The 26,376-nt window shown below is 42.7% G+C and carries 15 protein-coding genes and 1 pseudogene; 4 read left to right on the top strand and 12 right to left on the bottom strand.

Annotation, left to right across the window (positions count from 1 at the left end; all coding sequences use genetic code 11):
- Window positions 1-570: 570 nt before the first annotated feature.
- The 9 genes from AACU25_RS20025 to AACU25_RS19985 form a co-directional block, all read right to left on the bottom strand.
- Complete coding sequence (locus AACU25_RS20025) at window positions 571-1,848, bottom strand: glycosyltransferase (RefSeq protein ID WP_096578612.1); 1,278 nt, start codon at window positions 1,846-1,848, stop codon at window positions 571-573.
- Between the two features lie 211 nt (window positions 1,849-2,059).
- Window positions 2,060-3,319 carry a glycosyltransferase family 2 protein gene (locus AACU25_RS20020; RefSeq protein WP_096578610.1) on the bottom strand — a complete coding sequence of 420 codons (1,260 nt, stop codon included), beginning with the start codon at window positions 3,317-3,319 and terminating at the stop codon, window positions 2,060-2,062.
- Between the two features lie 197 nt (window positions 3,320-3,516).
- On the bottom strand, window positions 3,517-4,740 hold the full coding sequence (locus AACU25_RS20015) for a glycosyltransferase family 2 protein (protein ID WP_096578608.1): 1,224 nt from the start codon (window positions 4,738-4,740) through the stop codon (window positions 3,517-3,519).
- A 244-nt stretch (window positions 4,741-4,984) separates the two neighbouring features.
- Window positions 4,985-5,458: a DUF2141 domain-containing protein gene (locus AACU25_RS20010; protein WP_096583894.1), complete on the bottom strand. Its 474-nt coding sequence runs from the start codon at window positions 5,456-5,458 to the stop codon at window positions 4,985-4,987.
- Window positions 5,459-5,497: 39 nt separating this feature from the next.
- Window positions 5,498-6,484, bottom strand: a complete 987-nt coding sequence (locus AACU25_RS20005; RefSeq protein ID WP_096578606.1) for a glycosyltransferase family 2 protein — start codon at window positions 6,482-6,484, stop codon at window positions 5,498-5,500.
- A gap of 64 nt (window positions 6,485-6,548) precedes the next feature.
- Window positions 6,549-7,553 (bottom strand): NAD-dependent epimerase/dehydratase family protein, encoded by a 1,005-nt coding sequence (locus AACU25_RS20000; protein ID WP_096578604.1) that lies wholly within the window; start codon window positions 7,551-7,553, stop codon window positions 6,549-6,551.
- A gap of 324 nt (window positions 7,554-7,877) precedes the next feature.
- Entirely contained in the window at window positions 7,878-9,056 is a 1,179-nt protein-coding gene (gene devC, locus AACU25_RS19995) for an ABC transporter permease DevC (RefSeq protein ID WP_096578602.1), read from the bottom strand.
- Between the two features lie 18 nt (window positions 9,057-9,074).
- Complete coding sequence (locus AACU25_RS19990; protein WP_096578600.1) at window positions 9,075-9,233, bottom strand: alpha/beta hydrolase; 159 nt, start codon at window positions 9,231-9,233, stop codon at window positions 9,075-9,077.
- 9 nt (window positions 9,234-9,242) lie between these two features.
- Window positions 9,243-10,448 carry an ABC exporter membrane fusion protein gene (locus AACU25_RS19985; protein WP_096578598.1) on the bottom strand — a complete coding sequence of 402 codons (1,206 nt, stop codon included), beginning with the start codon at window positions 10,446-10,448 and terminating at the stop codon, window positions 9,243-9,245.
- A gap of 1,594 nt (window positions 10,449-12,042) precedes the next feature.
- Here AACU25_RS19985 and AACU25_RS19980 point away from each other — a divergent pair.
- Complete coding sequence (locus AACU25_RS19980; RefSeq protein ID WP_096578594.1) at window positions 12,043-13,374, top strand: ParB/RepB/Spo0J family partition protein; 1,332 nt, start codon at window positions 12,043-12,045, stop codon at window positions 13,372-13,374.
- Between the two features lie 100 nt (window positions 13,375-13,474).
- Here AACU25_RS19980 and AACU25_RS19975 read toward each other — a convergent pair whose 3' ends face one another.
- From AACU25_RS19975 to AACU25_RS36990, 3 genes and pseudogenes are all read right to left on the bottom strand, one after another.
- The gene (locus AACU25_RS19975) at window positions 13,475-13,987 is read right to left on the bottom strand and encodes a DUF559 domain-containing protein (protein WP_199347256.1); all 513 of its coding nucleotides are present in this window, start codon (window positions 13,985-13,987) and stop codon (window positions 13,475-13,477) included.
- Window positions 13,988-14,018: 31 nt separating this feature from the next.
- Window positions 14,019-14,426, bottom strand: a complete 408-nt coding sequence (locus AACU25_RS19970) for a hypothetical protein (RefSeq protein WP_096578592.1) — start codon at window positions 14,424-14,426, stop codon at window positions 14,019-14,021.
- A 458-nt stretch (window positions 14,427-14,884) separates the two neighbouring features.
- Window positions 14,885-14,947 (bottom strand): annotated as a pseudogene (locus AACU25_RS36990) (hypothetical protein); the annotation flags it as partial.
- A 308-nt stretch (window positions 14,948-15,255) separates the two neighbouring features.
- On the opposite strand from AACU25_RS36990, the gene AACU25_RS19965 reads away from it, so the two are divergent.
- The 3 genes from AACU25_RS19965 to AACU25_RS19955 all read left to right on the top strand — a co-directional run bounded on the left by AACU25_RS19965 (window position 15,256) and on the right by AACU25_RS19955 (window position 26,271).
- Complete coding sequence (locus tag AACU25_RS19965; RefSeq protein ID WP_096578588.1) at window positions 15,256-19,008, top strand: CHAT domain-containing protein; 3,753 nt, start codon at window positions 15,256-15,258, stop codon at window positions 19,006-19,008.
- Window positions 19,009-19,992: 984 nt separating this feature from the next.
- Entirely contained in the window at window positions 19,993-20,271 is a 279-nt protein-coding gene (locus AACU25_RS19960) for a hypothetical protein (RefSeq protein WP_045874176.1), read from the top strand.
- A 486-nt stretch (window positions 20,272-20,757) separates the two neighbouring features.
- Entirely contained in the window at window positions 20,758-26,271 is a 5,514-nt protein-coding gene (locus tag AACU25_RS19955) for a type I polyketide synthase (RefSeq protein ID WP_096578584.1), read from the top strand.
- Window positions 26,272-26,376 lie beyond the last annotated feature (105 nt).

The raw sequence follows: 26,376 nt of genomic DNA, 5'->3' as shown, positions 1-26,376 counted from the left end.
TTCCCCCGTTTTTTCAGTACGGTAAAACCTTAGAATGCTTTTAATTCCCCGTCAAGCAAGTAACAGTCAATCAATTTTGAATTTTGGATGCAAGGATTCATTCTCGTGTTTTAATTCGGGTGCTACCTGTTGAGATTCCAAATTTTGAATCATCTCCTGACACAGAAGCTACGCCAACAATCCAAAATTTAATACCCATTTGAAACAAGAATGCGACAGATTGTAGGGGCATGGCACTACCCATACGTGTCAACTTAAGCGAAAAGCTATATATGGCGCAATACTGCTCGGTTAAGGATTTTCAAATCGGAATTTAGTTTGGGGAAAAGGAGAAAGGGGAAGGGTTAAAGGTTTTTTCTTGCCCCTTTTCCCCTTCCCCTTTTGCCCTTAACCGACAAGTATTGATATATGGCGAGCATTATGCAAAAACTTTCGCCCTCACCCCTTCTCCAGGGGGAAAAGGGGGATTTATGGGGATCAAGCCACATTTTGCACTTAGCACAAAGATGTGTGTACACCGTAGCCGATGCCTTGGGGTGTACTTCATTTACTTGCAAAGCGCTGTATCAATTACGAATTACTAGAATTAACCTTCACCTTTTGCTTATTGGATAAAGCAACTAGTTGATAGAGTTTTTCCTCAAATTTCTCCTGGCAAGTTGACCAATCAAAGTCTAGTATCGAAGGGCGAGCGTTTTGAGTCATTGCTGTTTTCAGTTCGGGATTTTCTAAAATAGCAATGATTTTTTGGGCGAAATCTGCTGGGTTGTTGGGTTCAGCAAGAAAGCCGTTATGTCCGGGAATCACTTGTTCTGCGGTTGAGGGTGCTAAGGCTGCAACTACAGGAGTCCCGGAAGCCAGCGCTTCGTTATTGGTGGTGCAAAAGTTTTCGGTGACGGAGGGGTTGACAAAAACATCGGCTCTAGCAAACCAACCTAAAAGTTCTGTACCGTGAGATTCTCCCCAAATCGTAATTCCCGATTTAAACTTTTGGGCGCGTTTTTTGATTTGCTCATCTAAGGGGCCGCTACCAACAATTACTAAATGCACATCGGGGATTTTGGCAACAATATAGGGGAATGCATCTATTAATTGGGTAACATTCTTTTCGGCGGTAATGCGTCCAACAAAGAGGATAGTAGGTCTGCGATCGCCTGGTATGGGATCATAACAAATATTACGAGGATGGAATTTCTCGCAATTAATACCTTGATAGGGCAAGTATTCCCCCCGTTGACATTGCAAATTATTGTACTTAGTTAGCTGTTCCCGTGAGGAAAATACATTGACGGTGTAAGCATTGCTGACTTGCTTGACTATTAAGGGAATAATTGGGCGCAGTAAGTTAAAGAAGAAGCTTCCTAAGTAATATTTGATATAGCCAACGATATCTGTATGGAAAACTGAAATAATTGGAGTCTTTGTCTGCTTGGCATATTTAACTCCTACAGCACGACCGTAACCTTGTAGGAAAGCTGAGTAAGCTCCTCTCATTTGGGCTGATTCTTCAACAACGATAATATCGGGTTGAAAGTTCAACAGTAATTTAGTATCACTCCAATGTTTGTAACTTAATGGTTGAGGTAGAGACTTATAGAAAATCAGTGGCTGTGTGGGAAATGCATAGGAGGAAAAGTTAGGAAATTTCTGTAACTCTTCTAATCCTGGCATTGGACGATTCCCAACTTGTTTGGGGTATTTATCATTAAATTCGGGATGGATGAGAAATACCTCATGTCCCTGCTCTAATAACCAACGAACTCGCTGATGTACTGCTACTGAAACCCCTGTAAGGAAGGGAGCATACAATCCTGTAAAAAGGGCAATCCGCAGAGGTTGGTTTGTCATAATAAAGGAGATATTTCATGAAAAAGCTGGTTTTGGTTTTAGGATTTACGCAGCAGAAATTTCATGAGAATGGGCATGGGGCATGGGGCATGGGGCATTGGTAATTGGTAATTGGTAATTGGTAATGGGTAATTGGTGTTTTTTATTTCCCCTAGTCCCCAGTCCCCAGTCCCCAATCCCCAGTCCCTAATCCCCAGTCCCCAGCCCCCAATCAAAGAGAAAGTTTGCGATCGCTTGGTTGGTCTACGATTTTATAAGGGCGATAGTCGAGGAGGCGAATGTTCCAAGGGCCTTTGATGTCGTAGGTGATTCCCCGCCACTTGACTTTTGACATCCACAGAGAGAGAAACATGGCACAACCATAAACCCATTGAGTAAAGGGAATCCCAATGAAAATTTTGAGGATGGTTGCTGGTGCGAGTTTTGTTATCGGTTCACCATTATGGTGCAGGACTTGCTGTATCTCTTTTTCTAAAACAATGACCAGCAAGAGAAGTCCCAACATATAGCCAATGTAACAACTCAAGCAGAAAACTGCAGTGTTCCATTGTTGGGTAAATAATGCTGCTACGAACAATACAATTAGCAGAGTTGGCAATAATATAGTCAAAATCGTGTCGCCAACTACAGCCAACCACCAGGGATGATACAGACGCGAAGATATTAATTGACGCTGCAGCCAGTATCTTAAGCTGGGTAAATCTGATTCTTCCCGATTCAGCATCAATAAGGAAGGTACAAATTTCACCCGTAATTTATTTTTGCCTAAGACACTACGCATCATAGTATCTTCGCCAAAAGCCTTACTCCATTTATCTAAAAGTCCTGTTTGACGCAGTACTTCTGTTTTCACAGCAAGCGTTCCACCCCAAGGAATCCCATATAAATACATCTGCACAACCGCAGATACATTCCAGATGTAGCGCACTAAAGAACCCCAATATTTACCTGTAGGTAAGTACCAACGGTTACCAGTTGTCGCGCCAATATGGGGATTATTTAAAGGGCTGACTAATTCCCGCAGCCAATTAGGATGAACGATAGTATCAGCATCGACTAAAGCAACTACCTGATAGGAATCATCTAAATCTGACGCTGCTTGCAGTAAAGAACTGCACTTCAGGCTACAGTTTTTGCGGATAATTCTCAAAGGGCTAATTTCAACATTAGTTGCACCTAGCTCTTGGATAGTATCAGTCGCAATTTTCCAAGCAGGATCTTCTTGACGATCAACAATCAGCTTTAAATCATACTGGGGATAGTTCTGATTTAATAAAGCACGCAAACAATTAGGCAGAAAAGGATCTGCACCCCGCAAACAAAGAACGATCGCAGTTTTGGGTAACTTGTCATCTGGCAATAATTTCCCCTGATTAGAACGCAAATTCCACAAGAAAACAAGAATTAACAATACCTGAATGGCCAGCCATCCCAGTACAATCTGAGACAACAATCTCGCCAAATCGTTCATGTTTGCTCACCTAGAAGATTCCATGAAAGTGCTGGTTTTAGGATTTACGCAGCAAAGATTTCTGGAAAATTCTCAATGCAATGGGGCATGGGGCATTGGGCATTGGGCATTGGGTAATGGGTAATGGGTAATTGGTAATTGGTAATTGGGCATTGGTAATTTATTCTCCCCCTGCCCCCCTGCCTCCTCATCCCCCCTCACCGATACTTCCGGTACTCCACTAACCGAATATTCCAAGGGCCGGAAATGCGGTAGGTGATACCACGCCAGTTAATTGTAGACATTCTCAAAGAAGACAACATTCCTAACCCATAAAGCCATTGAGTTAGGGGAATTCCAATGAGGAGTTTGATGATGGTGGGAAATGAAATTGGTGTTGGTTTTTGATGGCGATCGCGAATTATTTGCTGTACTCCATGCTCTAAAATCAGCATGAGCCAAAGTAATCCAAAGGTATAGCTGCTATAACACGCCAGCAAAAAGACGAAATTATCCCATTGTGAAGTAAATAATGCCCATAGCAAGCACATCAAGACGAGCGTCGGCTGCAATATGCTGGAAAAAGTATCGCCAATAATTGCTGATGGTTGGGGATGATAAAGCCGAGAAAAAGTGAGTTGACGCTCAATATTCTCTCTTAAGGTTGGTAAATCGCATTCTTCCCGATTCAGCATTAATAAGGAAGGTACAAATTTTACCCGCATCCTATGCTTGCGTAAGACACTACTAATCATGATGTCTTCGCTTAAAGCACGGCTCCATTTATCAAGCAGTCCCGTTTGCTGAATGACTTCAGTTTTAATAGCTAAAGTCCCGCCCCAAGGTATACCAAACAGATACATCTGTATAACTAAGGAGACGTTAGCTATATAAGGTACTAAAGACCACCAGTGTTTCCCTGTGGGTACATACCAACGGTTACCTGTGGTTGCTCCTACCTTGGGATGGGATAAGGGGTTAACTAATTCGCGCAGCCAATTAGGATGAACGACAGTATGGCTATCCACTAAAGCGACTACTTTATAGGAATCATCCAATTCCGAGACTGCTTGGACTAGAGAACTACACTTGAGACTGCAATTGTTGTTTATTGTTCGCAATGCGCTAATTTCAACATTAACTGCACCTAGTTCTTGGATGGTTTCAACAGCAATGTTCCAAGCTGGGTCTTCTTGATGATCGACAACAACCTTTAAATCATAGTTGGGGTAGTTCTGTTTGAGTAAAGCACGCAAACATTGTCTGAGATATGGATCTGCTCCACGTAGACAGAGAATCACCGCTGTTTTGGGTAACTGGTCATCTGGTAACAAGTTCTTCTGGCTTGGATTCAGAGACACCAAAAACACCAGGGTTAAACATACCTGAATCGCCAGCCAACCCAACAACGAGTTACACAGAAATTTGACCAAATCTGGCATTAATTGTAAAGCCTCCTCAAGAAGCGGTGATGAGCCATATCAATTCGTAATTCGTAATTCGTAATTCGTAATTAATTACAAATTTTGTAATTTGTAGGGTGCGTTAGCCTCCGGCGTAACGCACCGTGAATTGCTTAAGTGGGGTTTAGATCCCCGACTTCTCCAAGAAGTCGGGGATCTGCTGGGTAGTATGTCCTCATGTGGTGCGTTGCGCTACGCGACAACACACCCTACGCCAGCTGTATTAGGGATCAAGGGAATATTTCACTGTGATGTTGACGGTGGTGTTTTTGTTGACTGCAAAACTAGCATCGCGGAATTTGGGTGTTCCAGTTTGGATGGATACTGTAGGGTTATTGGAAATACCAAATCCTTCAGTGGGAATACCGAAAAAGTCTTTATTGACTTTGCGATCGCCATTTTGATCGTCAACGATGGCGACAGCGTAATTTCCAGGCTTTAAGCCGGAGAATTGGTGTTTTAAGGTGCTACCTGTAATTTTTTTACAAACACCTTGCAATACATTGGAAGTATTGGAAGGAAATCCTTTCTCTTTGTCTTGAGAGTAAACTCCGATACAAATTTGTCCCTTTTGGTGTTTGATACCATTAACTACCACAGTCAGGTTTTGCGCTGGTGCAGCATTCACAAGCTGAATGGAGGTGAGGCTGGCGAAAGTTGCGATCGCTAAGGCTGTAATTTTAGATAGTTTTAACATCATGTATGAGTCTCCTCAAATGGTATGATTGGGAAGTAATTAACCGCCGCTCAAAACTGAGAAACGTTGATAAAAGTTTTGGCGGTTTTTCCATAGAATTTGAGCAGCTAGCTGTAAGTCTTTAAACAATAAATATTCAGTTCCTTGTAAACGTTTTGGCATCCCGAGCAAGCATGATAATTTTTCCTGCCAATTTAAAGGTGATTTCCAAATTGACAGCAAAACTTCCCCTAAAATTCTCCAATGTGGGAAGATAATTTTTCCGGCATTTGCTGTATCAAACCACACAGCATAACCATAGAAATCTGGTAACACGCTGAGTAATTCTTTTTGATTATTGCTGTTAGCCAATAAGTAGTTTGGTAAAAACATACTCATTGATTGTTGGGGATGGCTACGAGCAAAAAAGAGATATTCGGGAATTTCATAAAAACGGCCAAGTAAGGCAATTCTTAATAAAAAAATTGCGTCTGCTGCTCCACATCCAATAATATATGGAGATTTTCTGATAGCATCGGCGCGAATTACACCATATATTTGATAACAGTAATGCTTGGTTAGCAACTCTTGAAAACGTTCTTGTGGTTTTGATGAATCAGTTTTAAATTTAATATCGTAGGTTTGGATAAATTTTCCCTGTTCATCAATGTAATATGTATGGGAATGACACAAAACTACTGTTGGGTCTTGGTCAAGTATTTCTATACATTTTTGGATAAAATCTGGTGCGTGTAAATCGTCATAGGCTACCCATTTAAAATATTCGCCTGTAGACAATTCAAAAGCACGATTAAAGTTTCGAGCGCAACCGATATTTGTGGCGTTACGGTAATAGCGGATACGGTTATCTTTAGCAGCATACTCTCTACAAATTTCTTCGGTATTATCTGTAGAGGCGTTATCAGAAATAATTAATTCAAAATCTTGGAATGTTTGATTCAAAATACAATCTATGGACTCGCGGATAAATTTCTCGCCGTTATATACAGGGAGTCCAATGCTTAAGCGCCGCAGAGAATTACTCATAAGTTTTGGTAGTGCTGAGTGCTGAATGCTGAGTCCTGAAGGTTAAGGACTCAGCACTGTTAGACTATTTCATTAGGTTTTGCAGGTCTGTTTTTTCTAGCCATTCTTTAGTAATTTTTAAGCCATCTTCCAAATTAATTTTTGGTGCATAATTTAAGAGACTTTGGGCTTTCTCAATCGAACAAGCGTAAGGACGAGTCATAAAATCTATAGACTCTGGAAGAATATCGGCTTTTTTGCGAAATAGCTTTTGTCCTTGAGCGCGCAATTTCAAAAATAATTTGATTTCGTCTTTACCAATAGACATGGGTTCAGGTGAACCAGATATTGCGGCTAAACGGGTAAAATACTCTTTCCAGGAAGTGTTTTGTCCGTCGGTGATATTGAAGATTTCGCCGTAGGTTTCTTTTTCGATAGCTAGGAAAATAGCATCAATCAAATTATCAACATATACATGATTGATTACGCCATGTTCATCACTAGCATAAGCGAATAATTTTTGGCGCATAAAATGAACCGGACGCGCTACCCAGGGGATACATCCTGGCCCGTAAACATCGCCGGCACGAATTACAATTACACCAAAATCTGGCGGGTTATTGAGTGGTAATAATGCAACTTCTGCTTCAATTTTGGTTTGACAGTAGGGGTTGCTTTCTTCAGCTAGCGGCTCGGATTCAGTGACGCGATCGCTATAATTAAACCCATACACCAATACGCTAGAAAGATGCACAAAGGTTTTGACACCAGCACTTTTGGCTGCTTTCGCCATTGTGATGGTTCCGTCAACATTTACCTCACGAAAATCTTTGAGAGGGCCAGCTTCTTGAGCAAGTTGAGCGGTATGTAAAACGATGTCTACTCCTTCACAAGCTTTTTGAGCAGTTTTGGCATCGTTAATTTTACCAACAATCACCTCAACGCCTAAATTTTTTGCTTTTGTATCCTGAGTACCAGAACTTTGTAGTCCTTTGACTTTCATTCCCTTGGCTATGGCTAACTCAGCCGCACGATAGCCAATAAAATCGTCAATTCCGGTAATCAGAATCGTTTTATTTTCAAAGTTCATAAAGCAGAGATAATTGATGAAGGGATAATGGTGTTGACTGTTAACTGTTAACTGTTGACTGTTGACTACTTAACAAAGTGATTAGGTAATGAATATCTGTTTTAGCTGATACCAATTTAATGTGAAGTTGCAAATATCTAGATCCCCCTAAATCCCCCTTCAAAAGGGGGACTTTGATAGATTTTTTCTGGTTCCCCCCTTAATAAGGGGGGCTAGGGGGGATCGAATTCTATGCAGCTTCATAACAAATTAGTATGAGTGCCTATGTATTGAGAAAATAATTTATCTAGCACAGAGGAACAAAGACACAGACAAGAACAAGAATTAGAAAATATCAGCTGGGTCTGCGGAACGAAGTTTGTTGATAGCTAAAGACCCTGAAGTTAAACACATTAATGTGGCTGACACAAAGACTAATGCCGCATTATTAAATGTCATCACAATCGGCAGCTTTGTAGCTTTCATGGCAAAATCATATAGCAGCACGGAAAAGATAAATCCGGGTATATAACTTAAAACTGCCAATATCAAAGCTTGTTGAAAGACAACATTTAATAAATATCTATTGGCATAACCCATAGCTTTTAATGTTGCATAAGCAACAAATTGTGTAGCAATGTTGCTGTAAAGAATTTGGTAAACAATTACTACACCTACCACAGAAGCCATTGTTAGCATCAAGCTGAGAATAAAACCGATTGGGGTTCTCACAGCCCAATATTGTTTCTCAAAATCAATGAAACCTTGGTATGTAAAAACTTGCACATCATTAGGTAAGGATGCTTGTAAATCTTTCAGCACCTTATTAGCGTCTGTACCTGGTTTTAAGGTAATCACACCCACGTCAATCATTTCTGCAGGGCGGGTGTTGGGATTGATTCTGAGAAAAGTTGAATCGCTAACAATTAAGTTACCATCTACGCCAAAGGAAGGCCCCAAACTGAATAAGCCTGCAACTCTAACGCGATAACCAATTAAGGAATTAAAGGGGAAGATTTCAACAGTTTGTTCTGTTTGTCCTTGATCAAATCTTTCTGGAATCGGCCCAAACTCGGAACGTGAATCTCTGTCAAACAGCATCATGTCCGTAATTTTGAGCTTATCTAAATTCTCTTCAACCTCTGGGATATTTAAAACAGATCTGCCTGGATCAAACCCAATAACATAAATTGAATATTTCTCATTATTTACTGGGTTTTTCAATTTGGCAAATTGCACATACATGGGGCTAACAGACTCAACACCATCAAACCCCAAAGCTTGATATAAACGAGTCCGAGAAAAGCTTTGATTGGAGGTCAAAGATTTGTATTGAGAACTAACTACAAACAAATCTCCTTTCAAGCTTTGATGTACTGCGGTAGCACTAGAATAAAGTGCATCTTGGAAACCTAGCTGAATAAACATCAGCAGCACAATAAAAGCAATCCCCGCTACAGCCACCAGAAAACGAACTTTTTGCTGGACTAATTGTAGCCATGCTAAAGGAATCTTAAAATTCATGAATTCTGTTATGGATTGTTATTTGGTGTTTGGTGTTTGGTAATTGGTAATTGGTAATTGGTAATTGGTAATTGGTAATTGGTAATTGGTAATGGGTAATTGGTAATGGGTAATTGGTAATTGGGGTTTTTCTTTGGGTGCTGAACGATGCCCAATGCCCAATGCCCCATGCCCCATGCCCAATAACTAAATATGAATTGCTACATCCACTTGTAAGTTAGTGAGGCGTGATACCTTGGCACTTTCTTTTGGATCGTCTATGCAGATTTTGACCTCGATAATTTTGCGGTCGGTGTCGGAACTGGGGTTGAGGCTGAAGATACTTTGCTTCTCAACTTGCCAACCTACATCTGCTACGGTTCCTTGCAATTTTCCTACAATGGCTGGGCTGGTAATGGTCACTTTTTGACCTTTACGAACTTTTTGAATATCGGTTTGGTAGACTTCTGCAACTACGTACATTTGAGATATGTTACCTATCTCAGCAAAGCCGGAAGTAGCAATTACTTCGCCGGTTCTGGCGTGAATTTTCAAAATTGTGCCGTCGATGGGTGATTTAATGTAAGTTAAATCAAGGTCGGCTTTTGCCTGTTTGACCGCAGTTGTGGCACTTCTAACTTGGGTTTGTGCTACCTCCACATCTACAGGACGTACTTCTTTGACACTGCTAAGTTGCGATTGTGCTTGTTTAATTTGGCTTTGCAGGGTGTCTTGAGTCCGTTTCTTGGTAGCTTTGGCTTCTTCAAGCTGCTGTTGTGCGGTTTTAAGTTGCAGTGCTTTGCTATCGCCTACAGAAGCTGCGATCGCACCTTGTTTGAACAATTGCTGATAGCGATCGTTTTCGGTTTTGGCATTTTCTACCTGCGCCTGGAGACGCGCAATTGTGGCTTCTTGGGTTGCAACATCTCCTTTTAATTGGGATTGTAAACTCGCGATCGTTGCTTTTTGCGCGTCAATATCTCCAGTTTTCGCACCAGATTTTACCTGCGCTAGTTGGGCTTTGGCTACTTGCAGTTTGTCTAAAGCTTGTTGCAAAGCTGCTGTGGCGCGATTGTAGTCTTCCAGGTAAGCTAAAACTTGTCCAGCCTGTACCTTGTCTCCTTCCTTAACCAAGAGTTTTTCAACTCGTACACCGTTAATAGAATTAGGTGCAGACAAATAAGTAATTTCGCCTTCTGGCTGTAAACGTCCTAAAGCCGTAATCGCAACTTTTGCAGGTGCAGGTTTTGTAGGGGTATTAGTTGGGCGAGTGTAAAGATTAGAGCGAAAGAATAATGTTGATAAACCGTAAAAAGATGCTAACCCAGTAGCTAAGATGACAGAAACTCCTAAAACAATTTGCCACCGATGAATAGGTTTAGAGAATAACGGATTTTCCTTGTTTGCTGTCATATTTTTATTCCAGTTTTGCTGTGTCGGGGGAATAATTTAAAGGTCTATCTCACTTGATTACATTCGACGTATCCCACTTTATGCTGTTTAAACTCAGTCTAAAAGTTCAGGATGATATGAAGTAAATTAATTGGTAACCTAGTTAGCTTATATGAGATAAAATCAGCTTTTTAAATACTAATTTGTATCTCACCTCAAGATTCATCCTTCATCCTTTATTCGACTGTCAAACATGAGATAAGTCTGATTAGTTGTAGGTAATTTTTTTACGCTTTTATGCTTAGAAAGATTATTCGTTACAAGCCGATATTCTCCGTGTAGAAGCACTAAATATGAATTAAAGCAACGCCAATAATGCCTATAAAACTCGGCGAGAGACAAGGATTCAGGCAGTATATCCGTCAGGGTACGGCACTGCCCAGAGGTGTAAACTTAAGCTAAAAGCTATATACGGCGGGTGTTGTACAAATACCTCGCCCTCATCCCCTAACCCCTTCTCCCTCAGGGAGAAGGGGAATTGAATCTCTTGCTCCCTTATCCCCCAGGAGAAGGGGAATTGAATCTCTTGCTCCCTTATCCCCCAGGAGAAGGGGAATTGAATCTCTTGCTCCCCTCTCCCCCAGGAGAAGGAGAATTGAATCTCTTGCTCCCCTCTCCCTGAGGGAGAGGGGCTGGGGGTGAGGGCAAAACATTGCAACCAAGCGGGTTTCACATTAAGTTGACACAGGTGAGCACTGCCGCCCCTACACCTCGCGATATAATTTTGTACTCTTGCATCTGTTGCTGAATGGTGTTGATTGCTCAAAGCCTTAAATCAACTAGTTTTATACTCAGCACTTTGCTATAGATATGCAAACTAAATTTGGTTTAGCTTAATTGCTAATTACGCTACTACTAAGCATCCTTAGTTTTATCTTCTACAGTCAACAAACCCCGTAACTTAAGAAATAAGTAGCGCTAGCAACAAAAAATTCTCCCAAATAATGTAGCGCTGATTGATATGACTAGAAAACTAGGATAAAGCTTTGTTAAAGTATTGCAAAAACACTTTAGCTTGTCAATCAGTTTTCACTGTCTTATTTGTTATTGAATCTCCACAATATCTCGAACAAATGACGAGGAAACGATTAATATACACTAAGTAATACCAATTCAAATAATGTTTGCGACAGATAAATTCTTTGTAAGGGCACGGCATCCTCAATCTTTTGGCATATCAAATATCTTACTGGTGCCGTGCCCCTACTCATCTGTCGCGTTCTTTTTTCAAAATGGTATAATTTTCCTCATTTAGCTCTCAAATATTATGGCTAATCAATTCACATTAATATTATCAATCAATTACTGTTAATTCATTTGTGTACCATTAGACAGTCTGGGAAATTGGGGATTGGGGACTGGGGATTGGGGACTGGGGATTAGGGACTGGGGACTGGGAGATATTCCTATTCCAATTACCAATTACCAATTACCGATTACCGATTACCAATTACCCATGCCCGATGCCCAATGCCCAATGCCCCATTCCCCTTGACTATTGATATCTTAATGCTATGGTTGGTGTTTTGACTGGCTGCACTGAAGAACAGTAGTTATGCCTATTGTGCCAATAAATCAGATTCTCGTTGGTTGCAATCGTCGCCCGATTAAGGGTGATAAGGTGAATGAGTTAAAGGAATCAATTAAGGCTAATGGTCTGTTGAATCCGATTACGGTGGATCAAAAGCTGAATTTGATTGCGGGATTGCATCGGTTGACGGCTTGTAAGCTGTTGGGGTTAGATGCGATCGCGTGTAATATTGTGGCTTACCAAGGGCCAGATCAAGCGCGTTTGGCGGAAATTGATGAGAATTTAATCCGCAATGAGCTAGAACCGCTAGAACGCTCGGAATTATGGTTAGAGCGCGATCGCATTCTAGAACGTATGGGATTGCGGGCGAAGGCGGGAGATAATCAACATACTCTCAAAGGTGGTGAAATGATTTCACTACCTCAAAAACGAACTGTGGAGTTAGCAAAGGAAGCTGGCTACTCTGAGCGCACTTTTCAACATGGAAAGCAGATAGCCAAAGGGATTCACCCCGATGTCAAACAAATGATTAAGGGGACTGCGATCGCAGAAAGTCCCACGGTTTTATTGAAGATAGCTAGAGCTGGTAGCCAGGAACGTGCTGTAGCAGAAGCCGCACAACAGGCGCTGGAATTAGCCCAGACGCAAGGAGATATCCAAGCAGCACAAAAACAAGCGAAATTGCTAACTGAGGCGCGAAATCAGCAAAAAGATTTACAGATTTTAGCCTACAACAGTGCTTTGGCAGAGAAAGAAGCAAAGTTACTGATCAAGAAAAACCAGCGTCCCTCAGAGGAGTCAGGCGAGAAATTAGCGAACTCAGCTATCAAGGTAACAGTGGGCGAAGAATTGATGCTGGGGCGACATTTGGTATATTGTGGCGATACTTCCAAGCAGGATTTCATGAACCTGCTACCCTCAGATGCAGCATTGGCGATCGCAACTTTTTCCTCAACTTGGAACCATAATTATTTGGTTGGGGAAGCGCGGGTTGTAGCGGTACTGCGATCGCAAGGGCAAATTTACGAATTCTATAGGCATAATCAAATGCCTTTTCAGTACGAATTACTGTTAGGAAATATCTATGTAGGAGTTTTTTCTCATCAATCTCTATCCCAGCCACAAACAGCAATTAATCTTGAAGGTGTAGAAGCAATCGTCAATTACTTAATTAATTTATATACCAGTCCCAATAATTTTGTAATTGCGCCTTTCATGGGGAATGGTGAAGTTCTAATTGCTTGCGAAAGGATGGGGCGAATTTGTTTTATCGGCGACGAGCAACCGGAGTTAATCAGCCGAGGAATTGCGCGCTGGGAGAAATGGACAGGAAAGCGATGTCAGAAGATAGGATGATAAAAGACGCAGAGACAGCAGCAGTTTTCAGCTATTTCAACAACATCTGTCATCAGAGTCTACCATTGCTCAGTTCCCCTTCTCCCTCAGGGAGAAGGGGTTAGGGGATGAGGGCTTGAGCAATTGTATGTAAAACTGACTCGATATCATTAAATATTTGCTCATTACTAAAGCGAATCACAGTAAATTGGTGAGATAGCAACCAGTTTTCTCTAATATAATCTTCAGTTTGCTGACTTGCATGAATACTACCATCTACCTCGATGATTAGTAATTTCTCGTGACAATAAAAATCAGCAATATATCTATCAATATTATGTTGCCTGCGAAATTTTTTATTTAATAAACGTCGATTTCTTAAACATTCCCACAATATTTTTTCTGCTGGTGTTTCTTGTTTTCTTAATTCGCGAGCGCGTTCTAATAATACATCGGGAATTTGTCGGTTGCTACCTGCTAATTCCGCAATTTCTGCCCTCACCCCTAGCCCCTCTCCCTGAGGGAGAGGGGGATAAGAGTTATTTTTATATTGTTGTTGATTCTCTTGTTCTTGTTCTTTTTCTTTACTCCCTCTCCCTGAGGGAGAGGGTAGGGGTGAGGGTTCATATTCCATAATAAAACGTGAATTGACCAACAGTCTTATTCTATGCAGTAACATTCGCGCTTTTACTATTATTATCTGATGCTTGTTGTGCAACATTTTTCAAGCGGCTAGACCTCATTTTGCGGATGCGATCGCTATCTCGAACACCACCTGCTGTTTCATATTGGGGGCTATCTGTGCCGTACTTAATAGCAATTAGCATTAGCATTTTTTGAGAAAGTTTATTCAAATTTTTCTCCATCTCTTCAACTTCAGTTAAAGAAGAATCAGCTAAAGCCAGAGCGTTATTATGAACCTCGAGTTTATTACGTAACTGTTCCATTGACTCCAGCAGTTTGTCCAGACTATAATCATCATCCAGTTTCAGAGTTGGATCGATCAATTTCATCCCATCTGCTCTTGACTTAACTTTTTCCAAAACGCTGGATTTACGTTTTTTGCGACTCATAAAATTGCCCTGTTTAAATAATTCTAGACATAGCTTGCCTTAATTAAATCAAAATCTGGTTCAGCATAAATAGCAGTTTTTGAACATATAATTTTCAGCTAATATCAGTAATATTTCGGTATCTAATTAAGTAAGTCGGTGAGAAAAATTCAATGTATATGAAGAAATATAAATTAACAGTAGGGTGTGTTATGCCGTAGGCTAACGCACCTTAGATTCTTGACGGTGCGTTGCGCTGCGCGACAACACACCCTACATTTACTATTGAGTCAAGGATAGCCACTATTGAGTTAAGAAAAGCCGCTATTGAGTCAAGGATAGCCACTATTGAGTTAAGAAAAGCCGCTATTGAGTCAAGGATAGCCACTATTGAGTTGAGAATAGCCGCTATTGAGTTAAGAAAAGCCACTATTGAGTTAAGAAAAGCCGCTATTGAGTTGAGAATAGCCGCTATTGAGTTAAGGAAAGCCACTATTGAGTTGAGCAAAGCCACTATTGAGTTGAGCAAAGCCACTATTGACTTAACGATAGTGGCTTCTGTTATTGGCGGGCGTTGTACAAATACCTCACGCCCTCATCCCCTAACCCCTTCTCCCGCAGGGAGAAGGGGAACTAAATCTCTATCTCTTGCCCCCCTCTCCCTGAGGGAGAGGGGCTGGGGGTGAGGGCAAAACCTTGCAACCAAGCGCTTTTCACGTTCAATTAACCCCACTGGGTACTGCCATGCCCTCTAGAATATAAGGAAACGCGATCGCCTAGCATTTTTACGGAATTTAGGCTCAAAAGTTTGTATTATCTCAAATAACCTTCCACGCCCAAACCGCCAGCTATGGAATTAAATCTCCGCTTCCCAGAGAATAATCAAGTCATTGTAACATTTGATGGGCAAGAAACTGAGAGGCTGGATTTTGCCTCACCGTTGAGTGCAGCAGACAGAGAAGAGATTCGCTGGTACTTAGAAACTTATGCGGCACGTTACACCACGGATGTAGACGATAAACGGGCACAAGGGATAGCAAAAAAATTCCGGCAATGGGGCGAAGATTTATTTAATGCGGTTTTTCAACATCGGACTGCTCAACGGCTGTTTAATTATTTTCAAGATGAAAATCAACCAGGACGCTTATTAACCATCAGCGCCAATCATCCAGCAATTTTATCGCTGCCTTGGGAATTGTTATGCGACCCACAAGGTACTTATTTGTTTCACGAAAATCCCCGCATTTCGATTCGTCGCCGCTTGGCTGGTGCAGGGGGTGGACGCAGACCGTTTAAAGTGCAAGTCAAAGATTGTTTGCGGTTATTGTTTGTCGTCAGTCGTCCCAGTGATGCGGGATTTATTGACCCCCGTGGTGAAGCAATGGCAGTGTTGAACGCCATTCAACAAGCAGCAGCCGGAAGAGTTGAGGTAGAATTTTTGCGTCCAGCCACCTTAGATAATTTAGTAGCGCGGCTAGAAGACTCCCGCAAACCCCCTGTTGATATTGTGCATTTTGATGGTCATGGGGTATTTGATTTAGATGGGCGTTTCCAGGAACAGGCTAAACATAGCGATCCGGGGGGACTAACTAAAGGCGGGAATGAAAACGGCGGCAATATAGGTTACTTGTTATTTGAGGATAAAGAAGGAAAAAAAGCCCTAATTACTGCCGAAACCTTGGGTGATATGCTGAATCGGCAAAAAGTGGGGTTAATTGTTTTGTCTGCCTGTCAGTCGGCGGCGATGGGTGGGGAAGATGGAGAAGATGCAATGGGTAGTGTAGCCGCTAGGTTAACCCATGCAGGTATTCCCACAGTCTTGGCAATGACTCATTCGGTATTAGTCACAACTACCCAACAACTGTTTGCTAAATTTTATCAGGGTTTAGTATCTGGTGCTGGTATGGGTGAAGCATTAGATAATGCGCGGCGAGACTTGTATCTCAACCAACAACGGGGAGAACGGCAACGGGGTGAGCAACGAGTACAGTTAAAATTGCAAGATTGGTTTTTACCTGCCTTGTATCAAGCGGCTGGGGATACGCCGTTATTGCAGCAGCAAGACTTGAACAACCAAGAAAGCGGCGAGACACCAAAATGGGGAAACTTGCCGGATTTACAAGAAGCTGGATTTTTCGGTCGTAGCCGGGAATTGTGGCAGATAGAACGCTGGTTTGTGCAGGGAACGCGCCGCCTCACAGTATCGGGTTTTGGTGGACAGGGAAAAACCTATCTTGTCCAGGAAGCAGGACGCTGGTTACACCGCACGGGGATGTTTGAGAAAGTTTGTTTTGTGGATTATGCCGCTTTTGGTGGTGTGGATGCTGTAGGCTTGGCAGTTAGCACCCTGGCGACAGTGTTAGACGAGAGTTTAATTGATGGGGCGGCGGCAACTCAGGCGTTGCGTAAGCAAGCTACATTGCTGATTTTAGATAACTTAGAAACCTTGCCAGCCGAACCTCTACGAGAACTGTTAACCGTGGCAAAACAGTGGTCTGAGGTTGGGGAATGTCGGGTATTACTTACCACGCGCACACCAGATTTTCACCATCCCGATTATCCCACACAAGGCAGCCGCAAACATATCTCCTTATCTTTGCGAGGTTTGGGACAAGAAGATGCCCTAGCGTATTTCCAGAGTTTGATTAAACTGCCGCCAGCACCCAAATTTGACCCACCTAAACGCGAAGTATTGTTGGAATTATTTAAACTGGTGGATTTTCATCCCCTGTCCATTGGTTTGTTAGCGAAACAGTTGGAAAGTCGCCGTCCGGCAGAATTGGGACAACGCTTAGAAACCTTGATTGCCCAAACACCAGATAATCCCCTATTAGCATCGTTGAATTTATCTTTAGAACGGTTGGATGCTGAAGCAATGCAGTTGTTGCCTCGCTTAGGCGTGTTTCAGGGCGGGGCGTTAGAAGTTATCTTGCTAGGGATTACAGAAATATCTGAGTCACAGTGGCAAACTTTGCGCCCAGCCTTAGAAGCCACTGGGTTAATTCAAGTTGATGGGCCTTTTCTCAAATTTCACCCCTCCTTAGCCCCTGCCTTGTGGCCGCGCTTATCAGACAAAGCACAAACAGAACTGCTTGCTCGTTATCAAGAGTGGTATTATGGACTTTCTGGCTATTTGTATTATGACGATAGCAAAAATCCTCATGCAGTTCGTGCCGTTGCCCAACAAGAATTACCGAATTTACTTTATGCAGTTGATGGCGCGTTGAATGCAGGTGCAGAATGGGCAGTAGAGTTTGTTGACATCGTAAACAAATTTCTTGGCCAATTTGGACTTAACCGCGATCGCACTAGATTAAATCAACGAATTGCTCAGTTGACTGTGGAAGTCGGTTCTGATAGATGGTTTCTCAGCCGTACTAGTTCAGGCAAGCAATTATTCAACGCAGGTCGCTATCAAGAAGCAGCGCAGGTGTTTAATGAGATACTAGCAGAGTTGGGCGAGCAACTAAGTTATAAACGCTTTAATACTTTGTTAACACTGGGGCGGTGCTTGTTTTTGCAAAGACAAACAGCACAAGCAGCAGAAATTTACCGCCAGGGGTTGGCAGTGGCGCAGCAGTTGGAACAGTTTGATGATGTCAAGAAGCTGATAATAACTTTGCAGGCTGACTTGGCAAATGCGCTGACGGATATGGGAGACTATGGTGAGGCACGGATTGCTTATGAAGCAGGATTAGCTATTAATAAAGAAGTTGGCGACCTTCGGGGGGCTGCGGTATCAAATTTTCAACTCGGCACTCTAGCTATGCTGCAAGGCAACCTCCGAGAAGCAGAACAGCGTTACCGTGAAGCACTGACTACTTTCCGCCCACTCAAAGAGCCAGCACTAGAAGCCACGGCTTGGCATCAACTGGGTATGGTGTACGAACAAGGCAAGCAGTGGGACGCTGCGGAAGATGCCTACCGAAAATCAGCACAAATTAATGAATCTCTAGGAAATCTGGCAGATGCAGCAAGTACTTGGGGTCAATTAGGCAACCTCAATGCACTTGCTGGCAACCTGGGAGAGGCGGAAGCTTGGTTTCGTAAGGCTTTGAAGCAATTTCAAAAATTAGAAAATCAAGCAAATGCATCTCTAGTATTAAATAACCTCGCTTTCATATTACAAAACCAACCCCACCGCCTCAGCGAAGCCCGACAATTGGCAGAATCAGCATTAGCCATCGACAAAACTTTAGACCCAGCTGCGGCTGTGATTTGGAACACCTATGGCATCTTGGCAGATATTGCCGACAAACAGGGCGACAGCACCCAAGCTAAAGAATATCGTCGCCAAGCAAGGCAAGCAAAAGCGGCGTTTGCGGGAACACAGTATGAGTTGCGGCAACATGGGCAGTTTATTGCATGGGTAGTAGATGCTGTGGATAATGCAGAAATCAGGGAACAGTTAGAAATTGAGTTGGAGAATGCCGCAGAAGGTTCGCAAAATCTTGTTGCTGCCATCCGTCGTATCTTAGCCGACGAGCGAGATGAGAATATACTGTGCGAGCCGTTAAATTTGGAACAGTCTATGATTATCTCCGCTATCCTGCGGGGTATTGCTGACCCTCAATCCCTTGCAGCGTTATTAAATAATTCGTAATTCGCCGTAAATGTAGGGTGTGTTGTCGCGCAGCGCAACGCACCGCCAAGAATCTAATACCAAGTCAAAAATAGCGCTTCTGGTGTTGGATGCCAGACAAAATTATATCGTCACCTGTAGGGGCATCGGCACTGCCGTGCCCTTAAGACTGTGTGGACTCAACCGATAACCCCTACAATGTTTGCAACACATCAATTATTTTAAAGGCAAGAGGGCAAGGCATTGCCTTGCCCCTACAATTTGTCGCATTATTTTTTCAAATTGGTATTATTACCAATTACCAATTACCAATTACCCATTCCCCATTACCCATTACTCATTACTCATTACCCAATCCCCAATCCCCAATCCCCAATCCCCAGTCCCCAACCCCCATCTGTTTATAATGCACTTTTATCAAAATTAACGTTTGCTTTATAAAGCACTTATTATTTGTTTAAGTTGAATTATCTTGATAAAACATCAAAAAATTTTGGGTAAATATGATGTTATGTTGAAAAAAATACGGTTAAGGCTTCATACAATCTTTGTACCAATGACAACGTTATCTATTTAACTTATTTATTACGGTGATTATTGTAATTGTTATTTAATCAATATCTAGCCAATCAGCAAGTGAATATGAAGTTGATCAACAAGGCTAAAGCTGACACTCGTGCTTTAGCCTTAATCAAATCTTTTTGTCAGCAACACTCAATTTTTTTTCTTAAATTCCTTTAAACCGATGCTTCGTGCGATGCAAATTGTGCTAGTGTTTGTATTAATTCAAGTCTTTCAAAGCGGCAGGTAAATCAGTTATTTTCTTGAGAGCATGAAAGAAATAACTAAAGCCAGCGGCATTGTTACCACCTTAACGAAGGCTCGATTAATGTTTAAATTACTGCATCTATTCGGAGTGAAATTGAGGTTTTTTCTGTAACGAACTTGTCAACTTCTATCGGGCGAATTGCATAAAATACATTATCCTGGAAGCTGAAACTGGCTATGACATTTATCAAGATACAGAACGTTGTCATTAACACCAGCTATGTGGCTGCAATCAACTTAGATAGTCAAACTAGTTTGGGAGAAAAGAGCGTTTCTGTCCTAATAGCTACTCCTAAGTTTCCCTTGCTTCAGTGGGATGCAGTTGCCCAAAATATCTATCATTACGAATGGCTAGAATTCACAGGTCAAGCTGCTACAGCGCTTCAAGACTATTTTAGTAATTTCAACAACGTCATTGACTTGCTACCACAATATCAAGAGTCGGGCGTTGTCTAGGATTTTCAAAATCACTGCTTGATCAATTGTGTAGGTTGAAGTGTGAAATATGATTCACCCTCAATACTTGTCAGTTAAGGAGAAACAGGGGAATGGGAAAAGGGAAAAAATAAGCCTTTAACCCTTAACCTTTAACATTTTCCCAAAACCAATTTTGGGTTCAAAACACTTAACCGAATAGTATGAGATTCACCCTTTAGCCTTTAGCCTTTATCCTTCATCCTTTACTTATTGTGTGTGGTGTTAATTCCAAAAAAAGCATTTAGCTTTTGCAGATAGGATAACTAGTACAGCACGGCGTAAATAAACAGACTATTCAAAATCAACAAAATGCTTAGTTTATCTTAATTTTGAATTTTGAATTTTGAATTTTGAATTCCGCCTTGCGGTGCTAGCTGCTCGTCAAACAGATAGCTTTCATTATTGTACAGCAACAGAAATTTCTGTGGCTTTGCAATTCAAAGTCCTTCAGATTCGTTATGTCCTATGTCTGCTAATTCCATTGATGCTGCCTTGGCTGATTTAGAAGCCCAGATTAACAGTTGTGAAAAGACTTTGGTTAAGTTTATAGAGGAGAAAAAAGTGAAGTCGGATAAGCCAATTTCCATTAACAAGATTAACAGACAATTACAACAAAATCCTATAGCGATTATTGGGATGGCATCTTTATTTCCTAAGTCACGGAATTTACGGGAATATTGGCGCAATATTATTAGCAAAGCCGACTGTATTACAGATGTTCCAGAAACTCACTGGAGCGTTAAAGATTACTACGATCCAAATCCCAGAACTCCGGAAGATAAAACCTATTGCAAACGCGGTGGGTTTATTCCTGAGGTTGATTTTAACCCAATGGAATTTGGTATTCCCCCCAGCATTTTAGAAGTTACCGACGTATCGCAACTATTAAGTTTAGTAGTTGCGAAAGAAGCAATGGAAGATGCTGGCTACGGTGAAGCGCGTGATTATAACCGCGAAATGGTGGGGGTAATCCTCGGCGTGGCGATGGCGAAGCAATTAGGTATGCCACTTTCCGCCAGGTTAGAATATCCAGTTTGGGAAAAAGCGCTGAAAAGCAGTGGTTTATCTGATGAAGATACCGCCCAAATTATCGAAAAAATCAAAAGCGCTTACGTCAAGTGGGATGAGAATGCATTCCCAGGGATGTTAGCTAACGTTGTGGCTGGGAGAATCGCCAACCGTCTAAATTTTGGCGGGATGAACTGTGTTGTTGACGCGGCTTGTGCTAGTTCCTTCGGCGCTTTGAAAATGGCGATTAGCGAACTAGTTGAGTATCGCAGTGACATGATGCTGACTGGTGGTGTAGACACCGACAACACCATCATGGCTTACATCTCCTTCAGCAAAACCCCGGCTGTTTCTCCTAGCGAGAATGTCAAACCTTTCGATGCGAAATCCGATGGGATGATGCTGGGTGAAGGTATCGGGATGATTGTCCTCAAGCGCTTAGAAGATGCGGAACGGGACAACGATAAAATCTATGCAGTCATCAAAGGTATTGGTACTTCCAGCGATGGGCGCTATAAGAGTATTTATGCTCCCCGCAAAGAAGGTCAAGTTAAAGCCTTAGAACGTGCTTATGAAGATGCTGGCTTTTCTCCCGCTACTGTAGGCTTAATGGAAGCGCACGGCACAGGGACAATGGCTGGTGACCCTACAGAATTCGGCTCTTTGCGCGATTTCTTTGCCGAACATGATTCTAAGAAACAGCATATTGCTCTGGGTAGTGTGAAGTCCCAAATTGGACATACAAAAGCAGCCGCAGGCGCAGCAAGTTTAATTAAAACTGCTTTGGCATTACATCACAAGATATTGCCACCGACAATTAACATTACCGAGCCAAACCCCAAACTCAACATTAAAAATTCCTCCTTTTATTTAAATACCGAAACCAGACCTTGGATTCGCGCCGAAGGTGACGCGCCAAGACGTGCTGGTGTGAGTTCCTTTGGCTTTGGCGGGACAAATTACCACGTGGTTTTAGAAGAATACGAAGCTGAACAAGAAAAGCCTTACCGCTTACATAATGCACCTGCGGAAATTCTGCTGTTTGCTGGGACTTCTGCTCAACTAATCTCCAAGTGCGAAGAAACCTTGGCGAATTTGCAGTCTAAGGACGGCGAAAGACATTATGCTCAGTTGATGCAAGATTCTACAGCACAAGAAATTCCCCAAACATCTGCGAGAGTTGGTTTTGTCGCTGAGAATCTGCAAGAAGCTTGCAAGTTATTGCAAATTAGTTTGGATTGGCTGAAGCACAAAGGCGCAGCTATTTCTTGGGAGCATCCCCAAGGTATTTATTTCCGTTCTTCGGGAATGAATTTGGCTGGTAAAGTTGTGGCGCTGTTCTCTGGTCAAGGTTCTCAATATTTAGAGATGGGCCGGGAATTGGTGATGAACTTCCCCCAAATGCGCCGGCTTTACAGCAAGATGGACAGCCTGTTGCTGAAAGATAACTTGCGCTCATTGTCGGAAATTGTCTTCCCCAACCCAGCATTTGAAGAATCAGAAAAGAATGCTCAAGTAGCCGCCTTACAGCGCACAGAATATGCTCAACCCGCAATTGGGGTATTGAGTGCTGGGCTATATAAAATTCTGCAACAAGCTGGTTTCAAGTCCGATTTTGTTGCGGGACACAGCTTTGGCGAACTCACAGCTTTATGGGCTGCGGGTGTATTAAGCGAAGAAGATTACTTGTTCCTGGTAAAAGCACGCGGTCAAGCAATGGCGGCTCCCGAAGACCCAGACCACGATCGCGGTAGTATGTTGGCAGTCAAAGAAGACATTGCTAAGGTAGAAACGATTGTTAGACATTATCCTCAGGTGTTAATTGCTAATATCAATTCTCCTACCCAAGTAGTGTTAGCTGGCCCAACCGCCGAAATCGCCAAAGTTCGCCAAGTATTGCATGACAAAGGTTGTGCGGCTGTATTACTACCTGTATCCGCAGCCTTCCACACCCCATTGATTGCATTTGCTCAGAAATCCTTTGCGATCGCAACTAAGTCTGTCAAGTTCCAAATTCCTCAACTCCCAGTTTTCAGCAACGTCTCTGGGCAAAAGTACCCCCAAGAAGCACCTGCAATTCAAAAAGTTCTGGAAAGTCACCTCTCCAACTCGGTGCTATTTAAGCAAGAGATTGAGAATATCTACGCTGCTGGTGGTTACTGCTTCGTAGAATTTGGCCCCCGCAGAATACTCAGCAACTTAGTCAAAGATATTTTAGGCGATCGCCCGCACCTGACCATTTCCTTAAACCCCAGCACCCAAAAGAACAGCGATCGCTCTTTGCGCGAAGCTGCTGTACAGATGCGTGTAGTGGGGATGAATTTGCAAAATCTCGATCCTTATCAACTACCTCCTGCACTCCCCGCACCCGAAAACGAGAAGAAAAAAGCGTTAACGGTGAAGTTAAACGGCATTAATTTTGTGTCGGAAAAAACCAAAAACGCCTTCCCTCAAGCTTTACAAAACGGGCATAAAGTTAAGCTAGCTGCACCCGCATCTGAAGTTAGCGTGACTCCCGCAGTATCTGCACCTATACCTGAAGTTACCATCACCCCCGCAATCTCTGCACCTATATCTGAAGTTACCATCACCCCCGCAATCTCTGCACCTGCACCTGCACCTGTGAACATAGAACCTGTAAGTCCTACACCCATTCACACTAACGGACATAAGAAAACCGCCCCTACCCCAGTCATGAACGGCGCTGCTTATGCTCCCGAAACCAAGCCTCAAATGAATCCTGCGACCCTTTTACAAACTCCAGCCCAGGAATCAAAGATGCAAACACCTGAAAAACCTGTAAATTATCAAAGAGTTCTAGAAAGTTTAGAATATCTCCTGGCTCAATTTCAGAACAATCAAAGCGAAAATTTACAAGTTCACGAACAATATCTTAATCATCAGATGGAATATGCCAAAACATTTTTCCAACTGATGCAACAACAAAACGCTTTACTCGCGGAAGCTAAAACTTCTGCGGAAACCGCCAAGCTCAAGCAAGTTGTCATGGAAAGCTTAGAGCGTAGCATGATGCAGTTTCATTCTCAACAGGGTGACACTCTACGCATCCATGAGCAATATCTCCAAGAGCAAATTGCATATACCAAAAACTTTTTCCAACTAATTCAGCAAGAGTATTCTCACCTGGTTGCTGGTGAAGAAATTACCTTACCTCAGGTAACATTACCCTTCGTGAGCGAAGCTGTTACCGAAGCACCTGTTCCCCCCACCGCCAAAATTGTCGAAACTTTTACTGCGCCTGTAGTTGAGACAAAAGTTGAGCCTGTAGCAAAAAATGGCTCCGCTCCCAAAATTGTTGAACCTCAGCCTGAGCCTGTAGCAGAAATTCCTGCGCCTCCAGTTGTGGAAATTCCCCCTCAACCTGTAGTTGAGATTCCCGCACCTGCACCTGTAGCAGAAACAGTTGCTTTCATTCCCGAACCCGCACCTGTAGTTGCACCTGCATCTAGCACCGTCGATTTATCTGAATTGGGTAATAACCTGTTAAGCATCACCAGTGAAAAGACAGGCTACCCCATCGAAATGTTAGAGATGGACATGGACATGGAGGCAGACTTAGGTATCGACTCCATCAAACGGGTAGAAATCTTAGGCGGATTGCAAGAATTATACCCCGACCTACCCAAGCCTAACTTAGAAGAATTAGCCGAAAAACGCACCATTGGCCAAGTTGTAGAATATCTGCAAAACCACGCCTCAGGTAACGTAGCCGTAGCTGCTCCCGTACAAGAAGTTGCAGAAATTCCCCAAGTAGTCGCCCCAGTCGCAACCGTAGTCACTGCACCGGAGCCAGTCGCCCCAGTTGCAGTAGTCGCCCCCGTAGAAACTGTAGTAACTGCACCTGAACCAGTAGTTTCACTCAGCGAAGTAGTTTCCTTCGCCCCTGAAGTAGAAACCACAACTGAAACCACAACCAGCGCTGACTACGCAGACATCGGTCAAACCCTACTCAACATTACCAGTGAAAAAACTGGTTATCCAGTAGAGATGCTGGAAATGGAAATGGACATGGAAGCCGACTTAGGTATCGACTCAATCAAACGAGTAGAAATCCTGGGTGCGATGCAAGAAATGTACCCCGACCTACCCAAACCAAACATCGAAGAACTTGGCGACCTCCGCACCATCGGTCAAATAGTTGATTATCTCCAGAAGCTGGCTGGAGGTGAAAAAAAAAAGCATGAGTTTGAGCTTGACGACGAGCCGATAATAGATGTAGAGCATAACGTTCAACGTCTACCCATCAAACTCAAATACCTTCCCCAACCCGATTACTTAGACTTCAACTTACCAGAGGGACACATCGCCTTAGTCACCGATGATGGTTCCCTCACCACCTCGGTGGTAGTGCAATCCCTAGTGGATAAAGGCTGGAAAGTTGTAGTTCTCAGCTTCCCCCAAGCGGTAATTTCCCAACAAGCACTCTTACCCCCAGGCGTTACCCGCATCACTCTAGTAGATTTCAGCGAACAACTACTGCAAGATAAATTATCTGCTATTACAAGTAACATCGGCAGCATTGGGGCATTCATCCATATTCACCCAGTCTTCCAAGTCAGTCACACAAAGACACTTCCTTACATTGAACAAGAAAAGGCGATCGTCAAACACGTCTTCTTCATGGCCAAACACCTGAAAAAATCCCTCAATGAAGCCGCACGTTACGGACGCAGTTGTTTTCTCACAGTAGCTCGTTTAGATGGAGCCTTCGGGTTTGAGCATAACACCAACTTTGGAGTCATCGGAGCCGGTTTAGCTGGTTTAACCAAGACAATGAGATGGGAATGGCCTAAAGTATACACCAGAGCAGTTGATATTAGTCCCGCTCTTGATGCTCAACAATCAGCGCAACACATCATCGCTGAATTACACGACTCTAACCTTTATCTCAGTGAAGTTGGCTACGGCGCTCAGGGAAGAGTTACCCTAAATACTTCATCTGACAAGTAAGCAAATAAGGGAGATAAGGAATACTGTCACCTCATCTCCCTTTCTCTAAAACTCTTCTTTCTCTGTGTTCTCTGCGTCTCTGTGGTTCGTTTGAAATTTTTTTAT

Source organism: Tolypothrix tenuis PCC 7101 (assembly GCF_963874875.1).
GTDB lineage: Bacteria > Cyanobacteriota > Cyanobacteriia > Cyanobacteriales > Nostocaceae > Aulosira > Aulosira tenue.
The sequence above is the reverse complement of the archived record's forward strand: the minus strand, read 5'-3'. Positions and strand labels throughout refer to the sequence as shown.